Below are 16,835 nucleotides of genomic sequence, written 5' to 3' on the forward strand. Positions count from 1 at the left end.
GCGCGTCTTCTGCCAGGGCATGGTCGCAGATGCGGCGCGCGCTCGCGTGCCCCACCGTCAAACTCGGCGCCGCACCCGGAGCTGAAACCGGGAGGCGGCACCACTTGCTGGTACCTGGCGCCAAGAACCTATCCAATCCGCATCAATTGATGCGGAAGGTGCGGCGGCGCAGGGCGGCGTGGATCCGCGCGCGGCGGGACCGGTGCGGGGTCACCCGGGCGCGCAGCTCACGGGCCTCCGCCAGTTCGCGCAGGAAGATCGCCCTGCGGCGCAGGTGCTCGCGCACCTGCTCGGGGGAGATGTCGCCCTGGGGGCCCGGACGCGGCGGGGCGTCCCCGGTGACATCGGTGCCTGTGACATCGGTCACCTCGGCGTCCGCGGGCGGGGGCGCGGGCGGGGGCGCGGTCTCGGGAGCCTGTGCGTGAGCAGCGCCTTCGGGGGGTTCGGGGGGCGGCGCCGGTCCTCTCGGCTGGTGATCGCTCTCGCTGTTCATATGGCCATCGTGCCCAGCTCAGCGGCGTCCTATCCTAGATCGGCAGGGTCCGGCCGGGCAGGGCCGTGTGGGCTACGGTGAGGCCATGCAGACCCTCGCCGTCGATCATCCTCTCGTCGCGCACAAGCTCACCACGCTGCGGGACGTCCGCACCGACTCCCCCACGTTCCGGCGCCTGGCGGACGAGCTGGTCACCCTGCTCGCCTACGAGGCCACCCGCGACGTCCGGGTCGCGGAGGCGACCGTGCGGACCCCGCTCGTCGAGGCGCAGGGCGTCCAGCTGGCGAGCCCGAAGCCGCTCGTCGTGCCGATCCTGCGCGCCGGGCTCGGGATGCTGGACGGCATGACGCGGCTGCTGCCGACCGCCGAGGTCGGGTTCCTCGGGATGATCCGGGACGAGGGCACGCTGCAGGCCCAGACGTACGCGACCCGGCTGCCGGACGACCTGTCGGGGCGGCAGTGCTACGTCCTCGACCCGATGCTCGCCACCGGCGGGACGCTCGCCGCCGCCATCCGGCTGCTGATCGACCGCGGCGCCGACGACGTCACCGCGATCTGCCTGCTCGCCGCGCCGGAGGGGCTGAAGTACCTGGAGCAGGCGTTCTCCGACATCTCGGCGCCGGTCAAGGTGGTGACGGCCGCGATCGACTCGCACCTCAACGAGCAGGGATTCATCATGCCCGGCCTCGGGGACGCGGGGGACCGGCTGTACGGCGTCGTCTGACCCCTCCCTCCCGAGGCCCCCATCCCCGCGGCACGGGCCGATACCGGACGTGACCTGCGATGTTCGTATCCGGCCGCAGGGGGTACCAACTTCCCTACGGAGCGCCAGTGCGCGTTCCCCTCCGCCGTCCCGGCACAGGGGACCGTCAGGGACCGGGCGGTGCGAGCGAGCACGAGGACACGTCATGGCTCACCAAGGGGACGATCTGCCGCGCTACGCCGTGATCGGCGAGCGGCTGAGCGAGGAGTTCGACGGGGTGCACGGGGCCGACACGGTGGACAGGTGCGTCTCCGCCGCGCGCTACGGCGCCGAGGAGGTCACGGGGTCGGCGCCGCCGGACTTCGTGGAGCGCATCGCGCGCCGGCACCTGGAGGTGCTCGCGACCGTCGCGGCCGAGAAGCGCCGCAAGGCGAGCCGCTCCTCGTTCGACAACGCGCCCTAGACAACGCGCGAAGACAACGCGCTATAGACATGCGCCATAGACACCGCGCCCTGGACGCCGCGCCATGGACAACGCGCCATAGGGCTTGCTTTGCCGGTCGGGTGCGCTGTGCGAAACTGGACCGGGGTCCGTGAGTCAACGCTCCGGGAGGCAGCCGTGCCCGCAAAGAAGTACGTGACGTGGGCCGCGGTGGCCTTCGTGGCGTTCTACGTCATCAAGCAGCCGGACGGCGCGGCCCAGTCGGTGGAGAGCGCCGCCAACGGCATCGCGTCCGCCGCCGGTTCCCTGGCCGCCTTCGTCAACGCGCTCGCGTGACGGGGCCGCGATGAGACTCGTCACCCCCGGCGACTCGGCGCCCGCGTCGGTCAACAAGTACCTGCTCCCGCACGAGAACCAGGTCATCACGGTGCGCCGGCACCCGGCGATCCTGATGGTCCCGGTCGGGCTCGTCCTCGGCGGCCTGATCGTCGCGGGCGTGCTGAGCAACACCGTCGCCAGCGACGCCGGGACGGTCATCAGCTGGATCTGGTGGATCTGGCTGATCCTGCTCGCGTGGTTCGTGTGGCGCGTCGCGGAGTGGTCCGTCGACTACTTCGTCATCACCAACCAGCGGATGCTGCTGACCACCGGCCTGATCACCCGCAGGGTCGCGATGATGCCGCTGGCCAAGGTCACCGACATGAGCTTCAAGCGGACGATCGCGGGCCGCATGCTCGGCTACGGGGAGTTCATCCTGGAGTCCGCCGGCCAGGACCAGGCGCTCACGAACGTGGACTACCTGCCGTACCCGGAGCAGCTGTACCTCGAAGTCTGCGAGATGATCTTCCCGAACAAGAACCCGGAGCCCGTGGAGAAGACGCTGCCGCCGCCCCCGCCGCCGCGTCGGCCCAGGCAGCCGGAGGACGTCCCGACCTCCCCCGGCCCGCAGGGCGGCCCCGACCCGGAGGCGTGACCTTCGCCGCGGTCCGCCGCCGGCGTGCTCCTCCTGACCTGATCTGACCTGATCTGACCTGGCCGTCCGTCCGGCCGCCGTCCGCTCGCCGGAGCCGCGCGGCTGACCGGAAAGCGCGGCGGACTGGTCAATATCGGCGGTGTTCAAGATCTTGAGCGCTCGGTCGGATACCGTCGGCGGGGTGACAGACGTCGCGACCGCCGGACGTGCCACCGCCGCGAACCGGCGGGCCACCGCGCTCCGGCGACGTACGCGCCGGAGCGGGACAGGCTCGGCCGGACGGCGTCTTCGATCCTCGCTTCATTGCCGTCGATGTGCGATAACCCGCAATGTGCAATCATGTCGGCACCCCAGCCGCCTGTTTACTTCCGCTAAGTGAGTCCACATGCCGGGTCCAGGCAACGTCGGAGAACGCGTCCGCAACCTGCGGCTGACCAGACGCTTGTCGCAGGCGCAGCTCGCCGGTCACGACCTCTCCGACAGCTACATCTCATTGATCGAGTCGGGCAAGCGCACGCCGACGCCGACCGTCCTGCGGATGCTGGCCGAGCGCCTCGGCTGCACCCCGGAGTACCTCGCCGAGGGCGTCGAGCCGGAGCAGCGCGCGCACCTGGAGGTGCGGGAGCGGCACGCCCACCTCGCGCTGCTGCGCGGCGACGCCGCCACCGCCGAGACCGGCTTCGATGAGGTGATCGCCCGCAGCGACGACCCCGACCTGACGTCCCGCGCCCGCTGGGGCCGTGCCCGCGCCCTGGAGGAGCTGGGCCGGACGGACGCCGCCATCGCGCTGTTCGAGGAGCTGCGCGAGCAGGCCGAACGCGACCCGGGCCGGGCCAGCTGGCTGCCGCCCGTGATCGCGCTGGCCAGGTGCTACCACACCGTCGGCGACCTGGGGCAGGCGATCGCGCTCGGTGAGCGCGCCGTCGAACGGCTGGAGCAGCTCGGGCTCGGCGTGGGACACGAATACACCGAGGCCGGGCGGATCCTCCTCCTCGCCTACGTGGATCGATCCGACCCCGTGCGCGCGCACGAGCTCGGACGGCGCCTCCTCCACCCCGAGCAGTCCGCTGAGGACGAGCTGGTGAGCGTCCAGTACCAGCGGGCCAGCATGCGGGCACTGGAGGAGGGGACCATCGGCGATTCCCTGTACTTCGCCGATCAGGCACTGGCGGCACGCAGCGACTCCACACCCGTGCAGAGTCGCGCCCGCCTCGCCCTTGCCGGCGCCAAGGCGCTGCTCAGGGGCGTCGTCCCGTTCTCGGCCATCGCGCCTCCGGGGGCCAAGCCGTCCAGTGAGTTCGGGGTCGAACGTCCGCGGCCGGAAGGCTCGCATGAGGCCGCGCAAGAGGCACTGGAGCTTCTCCAAGGGACGGCGGGTCTCGAAGGCGAAGAGTCCACGGAGAGCACCATCGCCAAGGCGCGCGCGCTCGTTCTGGTCGGTGAACTGGACGACGCGATCGCCACGCTGGAGCGCTTCCTCGACACGGGGCTGGCGCTGGCCGCCCCGACGAGCACCCACACCGTGACCCCGCAGCCTGGCAGCGACCTCGCCGTGCGCACGCAGAAGACCATCCTGGCCAGGCTCGTCCTCGCGCGCGCACGCGTGGCGCAGGGCGACCGCACGGCCGCGCGGGTCGTCCTTCGCGCCGCGTCCGAGCAGCTCGCGGCGCTGGCTCCCGGGCGTCCGGCGGCGCACCTGTTCAGGGAACTGGGCGAACTGCACGAACTCGTCCAGGACACCGACAGCGCCGCCGCCGCCTACCGCCAGGCCCTGCAGGCCGCCGGCCTCTCCGCGTCCCAGATCACGTCCTCGCCCCACGGCGCGAGGACGCCTTCCCTCCACGGCCCCCACGACGACCCGGGCCTCTGACCACCCGCCGCGTTGCACTGCGGCCGGGCGGACCGACGGGACCGGTGGGGATCTCGGTGACCGGGTCGCCGAGACGATCGGCGCGTGCGCCGGTTCTGCCGCGGATGCTCTGCCGTGTCCCGCCCGAGGCCGTGCGCCGAGGGCATGAGTGACCGATCTCCCACGCAGCGGGGAACAGAATCGGCCCGATCTTGCTTTAGGGTTAAACGTAGGATGATTGGTTGACCGGAGGTTGCTGATGACGCTGCGCACGGCTCGGCGGTCATCGCTGGTCGACCAGGTGATCGGCCAGCTCAGGGACGAGATCGTCGGCGGAGGCTGGGCGGTCGGCGCGAAGATCCCGCCGGAGCCGGTGCTGGCGGAGACGCTCGGGGTCGGACGGAACACGGTCCGCGAGGCCGTCCGCGCACTCACCCACGCGGGGCTCCTGGAGAGCCTGCAGGGCGACGGGACGTACGTGCGGGCGACGAGCGAGCTGTCCGGGGCCGTGCGGCGGCGCCTGGAGACGGCGGAACTCGTCGAGATCCTGGAGGTCCGGCGCGGGCTCGAAGTGGAGGCGGCCCGGCTCGCCGCCACCCGCCGCACCGAAGCCGACATCGCCGCCATCGCGGTGGCGCTCGCGCGCCGCGACGCCGCCTGGGCCGCCGGTGAACACGTCGCGTTCGTCGAGGCGGACCTCGCCTTCCACACCGCCGTCGTCGAAGCCACGCACAACCGCGTCCTGACCGATCTGTACCGCGACTTCAGCGCCGCGCTGCGGGCCAGCATCGGCGCCGCCGGCGTCCTGCTGGAGCACGCGGACGTCCCCCACGGCCCCATTGCCGCGGCCGTCGAAGCAGGCGACGCCGAAGCCGCGACGACGGCCACCCACGCGTGCCTCGACCAGATCCTCGCCTCCACCACCCCGCCCGGCCCCGGGCGGGGCCGGGCGCGGGGCGCCGAGCCGGGCCGAGCGCCAGGCCGCGAGGCCCTTCCCAAGCCCTGATCGCCGAAGGCGCGGTCAGGAGACGAACGTGCCCCGGTGTTCGACGCCGGGACGATGTGACGACGAGCAAGGTGAGATGAACAGTTCTGCCACTCCTGTGTCCCGTGCCACGGCCGTGTGGTCGCTTGCCGGGCTGGTGCTGCTGACGGTCAACCTGCGGGCCGCGATCACCGGGATCGCCCCGGTGCTCGGCGAACTGCGGGACGTCTTCGGGCTGTCGGGCACCGAGGTCGGCGCCCTCACCACGCTGCCGGTGCTGTGCCTGGGCGTCTTCGCGGGCGTCGCACCGGTCGTGGCGCGGCGGCTCGGCACCGAGGCCGCCATCACCGCGTCCCTCGTCATGATCACGGCGGGGATCGTGCTGCGCGTGGTGCAGTCCCCGGTGTCGCTGTTCGTTGGAACGGTCCTGGCGGGCGCGGGGATCGCGATGGGCAACGTCCTCATGCCCGCCGTGATCAAGCGCGCGTTCCCGTCCCGCGTGGGCTCGCTCACCGGGCTCGCGATGATGCTCATGGCGGCGAGCGGCGCCGTCGCGGCCGGACTCGCGGTGCCGCTGGACGAGGCGGGCGGGTGGCGGCTCGCCCTCGCCGTCTGGGCCGTCCCGTCGCTGATCGCCGTGCTCGTGTGGGGGCCGCTCGCCCTCCGCGGCCGCCGCGCGCCGACCGCTCCCGTGGCGGCTCCGCGCGGTGAGGGCTCCCTGCTGCGCTCCCCGATCGCGTGGTATGTCGCCGCCTTCATGGGGCTGACGTCGCTGATGTTCTACGTCCTGATGTCGTGGCTGCCGGAGATCATGCAGGACGCCGGGTTCGCCCCGGCCGCCGCCGGGATGATGGTCTCCGTCATGATGATCGTCGGCATTCCGCTGGGCTTCGTCGTCCCGGTGTTCGCCGCGCGGCTGCGCGACCAGCGCCCGGTCGTCGCCGCTGTCGCCGTCACCATGGTGCTGGGCCTCGCCGGGCTGCTGCTCGCCCCGTCCGCAGGCTGGGCGTGGGTCGTCGTCCTCGGGGTGGGCACCGGCAGTGCGTTCCCGCTGGCCTACACGTTGCTCAGCCTGCGCTCGCCGAGCCCGTCCGTGGCGGCGGGGCTGTCCGGGATGGCGCAGACGGGCGGCTACCTCCTCGCCGGCACGGGGCCGCTCGCCGTCGGGGTGCTGCACGATGCCACGGGCGGCTGGGACGTCGCCATCGTGCTCATGCTCGCGCTGGTCGTGCCCGAGATCGTCTTCGGGCTGCTGGCCACGCGGCCCGGATTCGTCCGTCCGGCCGAGCCGCGGACCCGTCCGGAGCGGGCTCCCGCTCTCGCGCCGGCCCGTACGCGCTGATCAGCCCATGCCGACGGCGTCCAGGTCCAGGACGCGGGCGTGCAGGACGGACCGCTGGCGCAGCGCGGCCCGGAGTGCCCGGTGCAGGCCGTCCTCCAGGTAGAGCTCGCCCTGCCACTGGACGACGTGCGGGAACAGGTCGCCGTAGAACGTGGAGTCCTTCGCGAGCAGCGACTGCAGGTCCATTTCGCGCTTGGTGCTGACGAGCTGGTCGAGGCGTACCTGGCGAGGCGGGATCTTGGCCCAGTCCCGGGACGAGAGCCCGTGGTCCGGATAGGGCCTTCCGTCACCGACCGCCTTGAAGATCACGCTTCGAGTCTACGGCGTCGCCCTCCAGTCGGAGAAGGCAACGCAACAACACGTGTCACTTGAGTTGCCTCCTCCGGTAAACCAATTACCTCGCAGCTCAGGCCGTTCGTTATTTAGTACCGGCCTACCGACGCGGCCACGACCGGTGCGCGTCCGCCCGGACGGGCTTCATGCGCGCCGCCAGGTGCGGTTCAGCGTGCTGAGGCGCCAGGGCGTCATCTTCAGGACGGTGATCTTCTCGTCCAGGGGGTCGTCGGCCCCCAGAATGCGGGGGTCGTAGCCGAGCGGATGTGCGGCGTTCTCGAACAGGTCCCATAGCTTGCGGCGCGCGGCGGCGTCGTCGGCGAACTCCGCCGCGCACTCCGCGACGGCGACCTCCTGCGCGGGGTCCCAGTACGAGCACGAGACGTACGGGCGATGGGCGATGTGGGCGGCCTTGGGAGAGGCCGGCCGTGTGAAGACCCATCCGGTGACGTCGCCGTCCGCGAGTTCCCAGTACGGGTGCACCACGCGGGAGCGAGGACGGTCCAGGCGGTCGACCGTCGCGAGCGAGCACCACACGATCCGGTGGGCGATCCGGACGAACTCCGTGAGAAGAGCGGTCCCCGGTCTGCTAACTTCCACAACCATGGTTGTGAATAGTAGGCCGGGCGACCTGGAGTTGTCACTCCTGGCCCTCTTCGCGGGCTGGGCCATGGCCGACCGGATACAGCGGCGGTTGGCGGCGGAGGGCTTCGCCGACCTGCGATTCAACGACGGCGTGGTGATCCAGCACGTGGTCGCCGGACCTCTGTCGATCACCGCGCTCGCGGAACGGATGGGCGTCACGCAGCAGGCCGCGTCCAAGGCCGTCGCCGACCTGGAAGCCCGTGGTGTGCTCGCCCGGCGGCGCTCCGCCGAGGACGCGCGGGCGAAACTGCTGCACCTCACCGAGCACGGTCAGGCTGCGGTGCGCGCCGCGCGGACCCTGCGCGCCGAACTCGACGCGGAACTGGCGGCCCGGTTCGGCGCGGAACGCATCGCCGAGACGCGCGGGCTGCTCGCCGAGATCCTCCTGCGCTTCGACGCGGACGACGCGATCCGCCGCCGCCGCGTCCGCCCGCCCCTCTAGCGGGGACGGCATGCGAAAGGCCGGTGCCCGACGCGGGCACCGGCCTCGATGTGGCGGAGGATGCGAGATTCGAACTCGCGAGGGCGTGAACCCAACACGCTTTCCAAGCGTGCGCCCTAGGCCACTAGGCGAATCCTCCACGGGGAAGCCTACCGGTTCTCAGGCAGTGATCCGACATCAATTACGGCGGAGACCGGGATCGGTCCGTAGACGTGGGGGAAGAGCTCGTCGCCTGCGGGTTCGTAGCGGACCGGGACGTCCAGCCGGGACACGTCGATGGTCAGGAGAGCCAGGTCTTCGCGCGGGACGCCGGCGTAGAAGCGGCCGAGGACGCCGTCCACTTGGGCCATGTCGGACGAGCAGTGGATGAAGCCCTCCTCGCCCAGCGTCCGGCCCAGCGTGGACATGGTGTACGACACACCGGCGGCGCGGGCGGATTCCCAGTGGGATCGTTCGGCGATGTGCAGGAGCGTGTCCTGGTGCGAGGCGGGCATGAGGCGGAGACTACGCGGGAAGCGTGGCAATCCAGGGCCGGGGATGGCATAGACTTCGGGCAGACCCCTCGCATGGCGTCATCCTGTGAACCTCCCCAGGGCCGGAAGGCAGCAAGGATAAGCAGGCTCTGGCGGGTGTGCGGGGGGTCCCTTGTTTAAGGCAGCACTGTGCTTTGTTTGAAGGCAGCACTGTGTTTGGTTAAGGCAGCACTGTGCTTCTGACGCTCTGCTTGTCCAGGAGGGCGGGCCCCCGATGAGTCTGGCGCTGTACCGCAAGTACCGGCCAGCGACGTTCGCCGAGCTGAAGGGACAGGAGCACGTCGCCGAGCCGCTGCAGCAGGCGCTGCGCAACGGCCGGATCAACCACGCGTACCTGTTCAGCGGTCCACGGGGCTGCGGCAAGACGTCCAGCGCCCGGATCCTCGCCCGCTCGCTGAACTGCGAGAAGGGGCCGACGCCCGACCCGTGCGGCGAATGCGACTCGTGCGTCGCGCTCGGACCGGCCGGGACGGGCCACATCGACGTGATCGAGATCGACGCCGCGTCCCACGGCGGCGTCGACGACGCCCGCGACCTGCGGGAACGCGCCTTCTTCGCGCCGGTCGCGGCGCGCTTCAAGGTGTACATCATCGACGAGGCGCACATGGTCACCCGCGAGGGCTTCAACGCGCTGCTGAAGCTCGTCGAGGAACCGCCCCCGCACCTGAAGTTCGTGTTCGCGACCACCGAGCCGGAGAAGGTCATCGGGACGATCCGGTCCCGGACCCACCACTACCCGTTCCGGCTGATCCCGCCGAGCGTGCTGCAGGACCTCGTCGAGGAGATCCTGCGGGCCGAGAACGTCCCCTACGAGACGTCCGCGCTGCCGCTGGCGGTGCGGGCGGGCGCCGGCTCCGCCCGCGACACGCTCTCGATACTGGACCAGCTGCTCGCCGGGTCGGACGAGAAGGGCATCACCTACACGCGGGCCGTCTCGCTGCTCGGATACACCGACTCCGCACTGCTGGACGAGGTCATCGCGGCCTTCGCGGCCCGCGACGGCGCCGCCGTCTTCGCCTCCATCGACCGCGTGGTCGAGAGCGGCCAGGACCCGCGCCGGTTCACCGCCGACCTGCTGGAACGCGTCCGGGACCTGGTGATCCTGTCGAACGTCCCGGAGGCGGGCGGGACCGGGCTGCTGAACGTCCCGCCGGACGAGCTGGAGGCGATGCGGCGCCAGGCGTCCTCGATGGGGCCGGGCGAACTGACGCGCGCCGCCGACCTGCTGCACACCGGGCTCACCGAGATGCGCGGCGCCACGTCCCCGCGGCTGCTGCTGGAACTGATCTGCGCCCGCATCCTGCTGCCCGCGGCCTACGAGGACGAGGCGTCGATGTTCGCCCGCCTCGACCGGCTGGAACGTCAGGCATCCCAGGGCGGCCTCGCGGGCGGCCAGGGCGGCGGAGCCGGCCTGACGCAGGCCTTCGCGACCGCAGCCCCCCCGCCCGCAACGCCGGTGCAAGCGCCGCCGGTGCAAGCGCGGGCGGAGCAGGGTGCCGGAGGACAAGGACGCGACGCCGCTGCTCAAACGCGCGGAGAACACACCCCGCCCTCCCAGGGGGGCGACCCCACTTCCAGTGTCAACCAGCGCCCCGCCCCGGCACCACCAGAACACGGTTCTGTGGATAACCGCCACGGCACACCTCGCGCCGGTTCGTCAGGCAACGCACCTGGTGCCCCCGCCGGAGCCGCTCCCGCCGGAGCCGGTCCCGCCCGAGGCGCGTCTGCTTCTCCGCAGGCGAATCCGGCCGGGGGTATGGACTTCGGGACCGTTCAGCGGTTGTGGCCGGACGTCGTCGAGGCGGTCAAGCAGAAGAGCCGCGCCACCTGGATGGTCATCATGGCCGGGGTACAGCCGGTGTCGCTGGACGGCAAGGTGCTGACCCTGGGCTTCGACGCGGAGGGGCGCCGCCTGGGCTTCGTCAACGGCGGCCGCGACACCGTCCTCCGCGAGGTCTTCAAGGAGCGGATGGGCGTCGACTGGCGCATCGAGACCGTCGTCGGCGGCGCGCCCGCGGGGCCTCCGCCCGGCAGGCCGGGCCCTAGCGGCGGGTTCGGTGGGGCGGCCACGCCGAACCCGGCACCACCGCCACGGCCGCCCGCACAGCCTGCCGCCCGGCAGCAGGCCCCGAAGACCGAACGGCCCCCGGAGCCGCCGCCGCCCCCGCCGGACGAGCCTCCGCCGCCCCCCGAACCCGCACCCATGGACGAGAGCGACGAGGTCGACCCCGAAGGAGACGCGGACGCCGACGGCACCGAGGCCGAGATGAACGGCATGGCGCTGATCCAGCGCGAACTCGGCGGCCAGATCATCCGCGAGATCGACAACTCGTAGCCGTCCGCACCGGAGCCGGGCTCACAAGGAGCGGATCACCCTGGCGGGGTTCCCTGCGGCCACGACGTCCGGGAGGACGATGGCGCCGCCGCCCAGCCACACGTTGCGGGGAGCGGCCGCGGACGCCGTTGTTTGACTCGGGACAGGGGCGGGACCACACTCGCCAAGATCGCGACGGGCGTACTTACCGCATGATGGCGCGAACCCGTAGTCTCGGGGGACGGACGTCCGGTGGCTGGCGGAGCGCCAGAGAGAAGGCCCTCGGGGGCCGGAAGAGGGAGTGCACCGTGGAACCCGGTGGTCAGCTGAACATGCAGGAGCTCCTGCAGCAGGCGCAGGCCATGCAGGAGCAGCTCTTCAAGGCGCAGCGCGAGCTCGCGGAGACCGAGGTGAAGGGCACCGCCGGCGGCGGGCTCGTCACGGCGACCGTCAACGGGCAGGGCGAGGTCGTCGGCCTGGCGATCGACCCGAAGGCCGTCGACCCGGCCGACCCGGCCGACACGGCGGAGACCATCGCCGACCTCGTCCTCGCCGCGATCCGGGACGCCGCCCGCGAGGCCCAGGAACTGCAGCAGGAGAAGATGGGGCCGCTCGCCCAGGGGCTCGGCGGCGGGCTGCCGGGCGGCGGCGACCTCCCCGGCGGCTTCCCCGGCCTCGGCGGCGGCCAGGGCGCCTGAGCGCGCACGGCGCCGCACCGCGCACCACGCACCAAGCACCACGCACCACGCATGACCGGGACGACTAGGAAAGGAGGGGTCCGTTGTACGAAGGGGTGGTCCAGAACCTCATCGACGAGCTGGGCAGGCTGCCCGGCGTCGGCCCCAAGAGCGCGCAGCGGATCGCCTTCCACCTGCTCGCCGCCGACCCCGCCGACGTCGAACGGCTCGGGAAGGCGCTCAAGGAGGTCAAGGACAAGGTCCGCTTCTGCAAGACGTGCGGGAACGTCGCCGAAGAAGAGGAGTGCCGGATCTGCCGGGACGCCCGCCGCGACCCCCACATCATCTGCGTCGTGGAGGAGTCGAAGGACGTCGTCGCGATCGAGAAGACCCGCGAGTTCCGCGGCACCTACCACGTCCTCGGCGGCGCGATCAGCCCGATCGAGGGCGTCGGCCCGGACGACCTGCGCATCCGCGAGCTGATGCAACGCCTCGCGGACGGGACGGTGACCGAGCTGATCCTCGCCACCGACCCCAACCTGGAGGGCGAGGCCACGGCGACGTACCTCGCCCGGCTCGTCAAGCCCATGGGCCTTACCGTCACCCGTCTGGCCAGCGGCCTGCCGGTGGGTGGCGACCTCGAGTACGCAGACGAGGTGACGCTCGGCCGCGCATTCGAAGGACGGAGGCTGCTCGATGTCTGACACCAACAGCCCGCAGGACTGGAACGCCCTCGCCGAGCGCGTGGCGTGCCACGTCGACAACTACCTGAACGGACTGGAGGCGGTCGCCCGCGGCGACGGCGGGACGCACACGATCCCGCTGCTCCTCCTCGAGGTGTCGCAGGTCATCCTGGCCGGCGCGCAGCTCGGCGCCAGCGCCGACGTCATCCTCCCGGACAACTGGGAGCCCGAGGTCGGCGACGACCCCGACCTCGACTCCGTCCGGCAGGGCCTGTCCGAGCGCCTCGTCGCCCTGGACGAGTACGTCGAGGTCTTCGACCCGTACAAGGACACCGAGCCCACGTCCTACCGCCTGTCGGACGACCTGGTCGACGTCGCCAGCGACCTCGTCCACGGGCTCAGGCACTACAACCAGGACCGCCCCCTCGAAGCCCTCTGGTGGTGGCAGTACTCCTACTTCAACCACTGGGGCAACCACGCCGGTGCCGCGCTGCGCGCCCTGCACGCCTTCGTCGCGAACGCCCGCCTGGACGTCGCGCCCGAAGTCGACGTCGCCCCCGAGGTCGCCCCCGACGCCGCACCCGAGGCAGCCACGGCCTAGCCGGGCGCGCCGGGGCTCACCGGCGCGTCCAGTGCCGAGGCGATCACCTCGGCGGCCTTCTCGGCGTCCGGGCCGATCGGCCCGCCGTCCGCGGCGGCCCATGCGAACACCTCCAGGCCGTCGTCCCAGACGACCTGCGCCGCCCGGCCCCGGTAGGCGACGCGCAGCACGTCCTCGCCGTCCCCGGGCCGCGTCGCGGACACCTGCGGGGCCCGCCGCCGCAGCGCCGCGTACAGCGAATGCAGCGGGCCCCGGCGTACCCTCGGCAGCTCGTCGAACGCGCCCATCAGCTCTCCCATCAGCTCGGTCACCGCCGTGCGGACGCGGTGGACCACCGGTGGACGACCCGAACCGCGTCCCTCCGCCCACACCCGCCGTTATCTAGACGCTTTGTCCTACTTCCGGGTGGTCCGCTGAGAAGATCCGCGTTTCCGGGCGGCGCGTTTCACACCCGCCGCTCCGTACCGGGCACGGGGATCGTTGCGGATAATGAGCCGGTGTCCCGCCCACTGATCTCCGCCCGGGAAGCCGAAGTCCTCGCGCTGCTCGGGGAGCACCTCAGCAACGCGGAGATCGCCGCACGATTGGTCATCTCCGTTCGCACCGTCGAGTCGCACGTGTCCTCGCTGCTGCGCAAGCTGCAGTTGCCGGACCGGCGGGCGCTCGCCCGGCACGCGGCCCAGTTCGCCCGCGAGGAGCGGCCGGCGCCCGCGCTGCCGGCGCCGCTGACGGCGTTCATCGGCCGGACGCGGGAGCGCCGGGAACTGGCCGAGGCGGTCGGGACGCACCGGCTGGTGACCGTGGCCGGGCCGGGCGGGGTCGGCAAGACGCGCCTCGCGCTCGCGGTGGCGGCCGATGCGGCCGGCGACTTCGAGGACGGCGTGTGGTTCGCCGACCTGGTCCCGGTCACCGAACCGGGGCGGGTGGGCGCGGCGGTCGCGGCGGCCGTGGGCGTCGGCGAGCAGCCAGGCCGCGACATCGACGACGCGGTGCCGGCCGCGCTGGCGGACCGCCGGGCGCTGCTGGTGCTGGACAACTGCGAGCACGTGCGCGACGGGGTGGCGCCGTTCCTGGAGCGGCTGCTCGCGGCCTGCCCGCGGCTGCGGGTGCTGGTCACGAGCCGGGCCCGGCTGATGGTGCCGTTCGAGCGGATCTTCCCCGTCCCGCCGCTGTCGCGGGCCGGCGGCGACGAGTCGGAGGCGGTGGCGCTGTTCATGGACCGGGCGGCGGCGGTCGGGCGGCCGACCGGCCCGGCGGTCAGCGAGGGCGTCGTCGCCGTCTGCGAGCGGCTCGGCGGCATGGCGCTGGCGATCGAGCTGGCGGCGGCGCGGTGGTCCACGCTCGGGCTGGACGGTCTCACGGCGGGCCTGTCCGACCAGCTGCGGATCCTCACCGGCGGGCCCCGCGCCGACGGCAGGCACCGGTCGGTGCGGGCGGTGCTGGACTGGAGCCACGACCTGCTGGAGCCGGAGGACCGGGCACTGCTGCGCCGGACGTCGGTGTTCGTCGCGCCGTTCACCGCCGAGGCGGCCGCCGAGGTCGCCGGGTTCGCCCCGCTCGATCCGGCCGCGGTCGTCGGCGGGCTCGGCGGGCTGGCAGAGCAGAGCCTCCTCGGCGTGGCACCCGCCGAGTCCGGCACCCGGTACCACGCACTGGAGACCATCCGCCAGTACGGGACGGAGCGGCTCGCCGACGCCGGCGAGCTCGCGGACGTCCGAGCCCGGCATCTGCGCTGGTGCCTGGCGAACGCGGCCGCCCTCGCCGAGACCGGGGGCGCGGACTGGCGCGCCCGGTTCGACGCCGTCGCCGAGGACATGCGGGCCGCCCTCACCTGGGCCGCCGACCGGCCGGAGCGGCGCGCGGACGCCTGCCGGCTCGCCTCGTCCATGGCCGGGCTGGCCTTCGCCCGCAACCTGCTCGGCGAGGCCCAGCAGCGGTTCGAGCAGGCGGCCCGGCTCGCCGACGAAGCCGAAGCCCCCGCGGCACTGCGGCAGGCGGCCGCGGTGGCCGGGTGCCGCAGCCTCGACGGCGACATGTTCCGCCTGCACCGCGCCGCCGCGGAGGCCGCCCGCCGGGCCGGGGACACCGCCGGCGCCGGCCGCGACCTGGCGTTCGCCGCGACCGTCGCGTACCGCTTCTCCAGCTCGTTCGAGCGGACCCCGCCCGCGGACGAGGTGGCCGCCATGCTCGCGGAGGCGCGGGAGCTGTCCGGCGACGCCCCGGCCGCCGAGGCGGCCGTCGCGCTGGCCGAGGCGGCGGTGGTCGCGGACGCGTTCGGCGCCGTCCAGGGCGACCCGGACAACCCGGCACACGAAACGGTGCGGCACGCCGGGCGCGCGGTCGAGCTCGCCCGGCGCGCGGGCGATCCGGTGGCGGAGTCCGCCGCCCTCGACGCGCTGTCCGGCGCCCAGAGCTGGGCCGGTGACGGCTTCGCCGCCGCGGGCGCCGCCCGGCGCCGGATCGATCTCCTGGCGTCCGGACCGCGCGGCCCCGCCGGCACGCACGAGCTGATGGACGCCCTCGCCATGGCCGCCGGAACCGCCGTCGGCGTGGGCGACCTGCCGGGGGCCCGCCGGTGGGGCGGGCGCCTCGCCGGCCATCCGCTGCTGGCCGAGGCGGGCCACCACGCCACGTCCTGGCTCCTGGTCGCGGACGCGTTCAGCGGCGAAGCCGGCGAGGTGCTCGCGACCAGCGTGCGGTTCCTCGACGCGTGGGAGCACAGCGGCCGCCTGCGGTCACGGTCGTCCGGCCCCGCCGCCGCGTCGGTCGCGATGATCCACGGCCTGCGCGGCGACCACGACGCCCGTGCCCGCTGGCTCGCGATCGTCGACGAGTCCGGCCCCGAAGCGGACCACCGCCTCGGCTACGGCGCGGTCTTCGACGCGATGGTCCTGCTCCACCACGGGGACGCGGACGCGGCGCTGGAACGTGTCGCCCCGGAGCCCGACCAGGTGTGGAAGTGGGTCTGCTGGGTCTGGCTGCACTGGTACGCGGCGCTCCGGGCGGAGACGGCGGTCCTCGCCAGGCACCCGGATGCCCGCGACCGCATCGCCGTGGCCCGGACGACCGTCGCCGGCAACCCGGTCGCCTCCGCCCAGGTGGACCGGGCGGAGGCGCTGCTCGACGGCGACCCGCCGCGGCTGCTCGCGACCGCGGCGGCGTTCGACGCGGCCGGGTGCCACTACCAGTCGGCGCGCACCCTGCTCCTCGCCGGCGGCGAGCACGCCACCGCGGGCCGCGCCGCCCTCGCCGCCCGGGGCCTCCTCAGTTCACGGCCTGCTTCACCAGTGCGGTGATCCGCTCCTCCACCTCGGGCGTCACCTCGGTCAGGGCGAACGCGGTCGCCCACATCGGGCCGTCGTCCAGCTGCGCCGAGTCGTTGAACCCGAGCGTGGCGTAGCGCGCCTTGAACTTCGCCGCGCTCTGGAAGAAGCAGACGACCTTGCCGTCCAGCGCGTAGGCGGGCATCCCGTACCAGAGCCTCGGCGCGAGTTCCGGGGCGTTGGCGGTGACGAGGGCGTGGACCCGCTCGGCCAGGGCCCGGTCGGCGCCCTCCATCTCGGCGATCTTCGCGAGGACGTCCCGCGCCGCCTCCGCCGCCTTGTCCGCCTTCGTGCTGCGCCGCGCCGCCGCCTTCTGCTCCTGCGCGTGCTCCTTCATCGCGGCCCGCTCCTCGGCCGTGAATCCCTCGTAACCGCTCTTGCCGGCCATGGTCGCTCCCGTAGTCGTCGCTCATGATCGGCCCGGACCGTCCCGCCGGGCTGATCGCCGTGGTCACAGCCTCCCCCGGCCGGCGTCCGGGCCGCCTCCGTGCTCACCA

At 73.0% G+C, this 16,835-nt stretch carries 18 protein-coding genes, 1 tRNA gene, 1 other RNA gene and 1 pseudogene; 14 read left to right on the top strand and 7 right to left on the bottom strand.

The window, feature by feature from the left end; all coding sequences use genetic code 11:
* Nucleotides 1–142: 142 nt before the first annotated feature.
* A complete protein-coding gene (locus AL2_RS01255) occupies nt 143–367 on the bottom strand; it encodes a hypothetical protein (RefSeq protein WP_067628294.1) in 225 nt (74 codons plus the stop codon).
* Between the two features lie 211 nt (nt 368–578).
* On the opposite strand from AL2_RS01255, the gene upp reads away from it, so the two are divergent.
* The 7 genes and pseudogenes from upp to AL2_RS01285 all read left to right on the top strand — a co-directional run bounded on the left by upp (nt 579) and on the right by AL2_RS01285 (nt 6,787).
* Nucleotides 579–1,217, top strand: a complete 639-nt coding sequence (gene upp, locus AL2_RS01260; protein WP_067630011.1) for a uracil phosphoribosyltransferase — start codon at nt 579–581, stop codon at nt 1,215–1,217.
* Nucleotides 1,218–1,401: 184 nt separating this feature from the next.
* Nucleotides 1,402–1,659 carry a hypothetical protein gene (locus AL2_RS01265; protein ID WP_067628297.1) on the top strand — a complete coding sequence of 86 codons (258 nt, stop codon included), beginning with the start codon at nt 1,402–1,404 and terminating at the stop codon, nt 1,657–1,659.
* A 156-nt stretch (nt 1,660–1,815) separates the two neighbouring features.
* Entirely contained in the window at nt 1,816–1,974 is a 159-nt protein-coding gene (locus tag AL2_RS37960; RefSeq protein WP_168444544.1) for a hypothetical protein, read from the top strand.
* A gap of 10 nt (nt 1,975–1,984) precedes the next feature.
* Nucleotides 1,985–2,494 (top strand): annotated as a pseudogene (locus tag AL2_RS01270) (PH domain-containing protein); the annotation flags it as partial.
* Nucleotides 2,495–2,996: 502 nt separating this feature from the next.
* Nucleotides 2,997–4,481 carry a helix-turn-helix transcriptional regulator gene (locus AL2_RS01275; RefSeq protein ID WP_083945819.1) on the top strand — a complete coding sequence of 495 codons (1,485 nt, stop codon included), beginning with the start codon at nt 2,997–2,999 and terminating at the stop codon, nt 4,479–4,481.
* A gap of 238 nt (nt 4,482–4,719) precedes the next feature.
* On the top strand, nt 4,720–5,466 hold the full coding sequence (locus AL2_RS01280) for a FadR/GntR family transcriptional regulator (protein ID WP_083945820.1): 747 nt from the start codon (nt 4,720–4,722) through the stop codon (nt 5,464–5,466).
* Nucleotides 5,467–5,542: 76 nt separating this feature from the next.
* Nucleotides 5,543–6,787, top strand: a complete 1,245-nt coding sequence (locus AL2_RS01285; RefSeq protein WP_067628301.1) for a CynX/NimT family MFS transporter — start codon at nt 5,543–5,545, stop codon at nt 6,785–6,787.
* On the opposite strand, the gene AL2_RS01290 is transcribed toward AL2_RS01285, so the two are convergent.
* On the bottom strand, nt 6,788–7,096 hold the full coding sequence (locus tag AL2_RS01290) for a type II toxin-antitoxin system VapB family antitoxin (protein ID WP_067628303.1): 309 nt from the start codon (nt 7,094–7,096) through the stop codon (nt 6,788–6,790). It abuts the gene before it with no gap.
* Between the two features lie 168 nt (nt 7,097–7,264).
* On the bottom strand, nt 7,265–7,726 hold the full coding sequence (locus tag AL2_RS01295) for a pyridoxamine 5'-phosphate oxidase family protein (protein ID WP_067628305.1): 462 nt from the start codon (nt 7,724–7,726) through the stop codon (nt 7,265–7,267).
* On the opposite strand from AL2_RS01295, the gene AL2_RS01300 reads away from it, so the two are divergent.
* Entirely contained in the window at nt 7,725–8,207 is a 483-nt protein-coding gene (locus AL2_RS01300) for a MarR family winged helix-turn-helix transcriptional regulator (protein ID WP_067628307.1), read from the top strand. The genes AL2_RS01295 and AL2_RS01300 overlap by 2 nt on opposite strands.
* Nucleotides 8,208–8,258: 51 nt before the next feature.
* On the opposite strand, the gene AL2_RS01305 is transcribed toward AL2_RS01300, so the two are convergent.
* A tRNA-Ser gene (locus AL2_RS01305) sits at nt 8,259–8,346 on the bottom strand.
* Nucleotides 8,347–8,356: 10 nt separating this feature from the next.
* Nucleotides 8,357–8,701 (bottom strand): DUF952 domain-containing protein, encoded by a 345-nt coding sequence (locus tag AL2_RS01310; RefSeq protein WP_067628309.1) that lies wholly within the window; start codon nt 8,699–8,701, stop codon nt 8,357–8,359.
* A gap of 59 nt (nt 8,702–8,760) precedes the next feature.
* Between AL2_RS01310 and ffs the strand changes: the two genes are divergently transcribed.
* The 5 genes from ffs to AL2_RS01335 all read left to right on the top strand — a co-directional run bounded on the left by ffs (nt 8,761) and on the right by AL2_RS01335 (nt 13,015).
* An RNA gene (gene ffs, locus AL2_RS01315) (signal recognition particle sRNA small type) lies at nt 8,761–8,856 on the top strand.
* A gap of 98 nt (nt 8,857–8,954) precedes the next feature.
* Complete coding sequence (locus tag AL2_RS01320; protein WP_067628312.1) at nt 8,955–11,075, top strand: DNA polymerase III subunit gamma and tau; 2,121 nt, start codon at nt 8,955–8,957, stop codon at nt 11,073–11,075.
* A gap of 287 nt (nt 11,076–11,362) precedes the next feature.
* Complete coding sequence (locus AL2_RS01325) at nt 11,363–11,752, top strand: YbaB/EbfC family nucleoid-associated protein (protein WP_083945821.1); 390 nt, start codon at nt 11,363–11,365, stop codon at nt 11,750–11,752.
* Nucleotides 11,753–11,835: 83 nt separating this feature from the next.
* Entirely contained in the window at nt 11,836–12,435 is a 600-nt protein-coding gene (recR, locus tag AL2_RS01330) for a recombination mediator RecR (protein ID WP_067628314.1), read from the top strand.
* A complete protein-coding gene (locus AL2_RS01335) occupies nt 12,428–13,015 on the top strand; it encodes a DUF5063 domain-containing protein (protein ID WP_067628316.1) in 588 nt (195 codons plus the stop codon). Before recR ends, AL2_RS01335 begins: the two co-directional genes overlap by 8 nt.
* On the opposite strand, the gene AL2_RS01340 is transcribed toward AL2_RS01335, so the two are convergent.
* On the bottom strand, nt 13,012–13,350 hold the full coding sequence (locus AL2_RS01340; protein ID WP_067628318.1) for a hypothetical protein: 339 nt from the start codon (nt 13,348–13,350) through the stop codon (nt 13,012–13,014). The two genes, AL2_RS01335 and AL2_RS01340, sit on opposite strands and share 4 nt — an antisense overlap.
* 162 nt (nt 13,351–13,512) lie before the next feature.
* Here AL2_RS01340 and AL2_RS01345 point away from each other — a divergent pair, with 162 nt between their 5' ends.
* Entirely contained in the window at nt 13,513–16,311 is a 2,799-nt protein-coding gene (locus AL2_RS01345) for an ATP-binding protein (protein WP_067628320.1), read from the top strand.
* Here the strand turns inward: AL2_RS01345 and AL2_RS01350 are convergent.
* Complete coding sequence (locus tag AL2_RS01350) at nt 16,280–16,726, bottom strand: iron chaperone (RefSeq protein WP_067628322.1); 447 nt, start codon at nt 16,724–16,726, stop codon at nt 16,280–16,282. The genes AL2_RS01345 and AL2_RS01350 overlap by 32 nt on opposite strands.
* Nucleotides 16,727–16,835 lie beyond the last annotated feature (109 nt).

Origin of the sequence: Actinomadura latina NBRC 106108 (assembly GCF_001552195.1) — a bacterium.
In the GTDB taxonomy this organism is placed as follows: domain Bacteria; phylum Actinomycetota; class Actinomycetes; order Streptosporangiales; family Streptosporangiaceae; genus Spirillospora; species Spirillospora latina.

Excerpts from the sequence above, each read along its gene's own strand:
- AL2_RS01320 (WP_067628312.1), top strand. The coding sequence starts at position 8,955 with ATGAGTCTGGCGCTGTACCGCAAGTACCGGCCAGCGACGTTCGCCGAG.
- upp (WP_067630011.1), top strand. The coding sequence starts at position 579 with ATGCAGACCCTCGCCGTCGATCATCCTCTCGTCGCGCACAAGCTCACC.
- AL2_RS01275 (WP_083945819.1), top strand. The coding sequence starts at position 2,997 with ATGCCGGGTCCAGGCAACGTCGGAGAACGCGTCCGCAACCTGCGGCTG.
- AL2_RS01265 (WP_067628297.1), top strand. The coding sequence starts at position 1,402 with ATGGCTCACCAAGGGGACGATCTGCCGCGCTACGCCGTGATCGGCGAG.
- AL2_RS01300 (WP_067628307.1), top strand. The coding sequence starts at position 7,725 with ATGGTTGTGAATAGTAGGCCGGGCGACCTGGAGTTGTCACTCCTGGCC.
- AL2_RS01350 (WP_067628322.1), bottom strand. The coding sequence starts at position 16,726 with ATGGCCGGCAAGAGCGGTTACGAGGGATTCACGGCCGAGGAGCGGGCC.
- AL2_RS01295 (WP_067628305.1), bottom strand. The coding sequence starts at position 7,726 with ATGGTTGTGGAAGTTAGCAGACCGGGGACCGCTCTTCTCACGGAGTTC.
- AL2_RS01280 (WP_083945820.1), top strand. The coding sequence starts at position 4,720 with ATGACGCTGCGCACGGCTCGGCGGTCATCGCTGGTCGACCAGGTGATC.
- AL2_RS01335 (WP_067628316.1), top strand. The coding sequence starts at position 12,428 with ATGTCTGACACCAACAGCCCGCAGGACTGGAACGCCCTCGCCGAGCGC.
- AL2_RS01310 (WP_067628309.1), bottom strand. The coding sequence starts at position 8,701 with ATGCCCGCCTCGCACCAGGACACGCTCCTGCACATCGCCGAACGATCC.
- AL2_RS01285 (WP_067628301.1), top strand. The coding sequence starts at position 5,543 with ATGAACAGTTCTGCCACTCCTGTGTCCCGTGCCACGGCCGTGTGGTCG.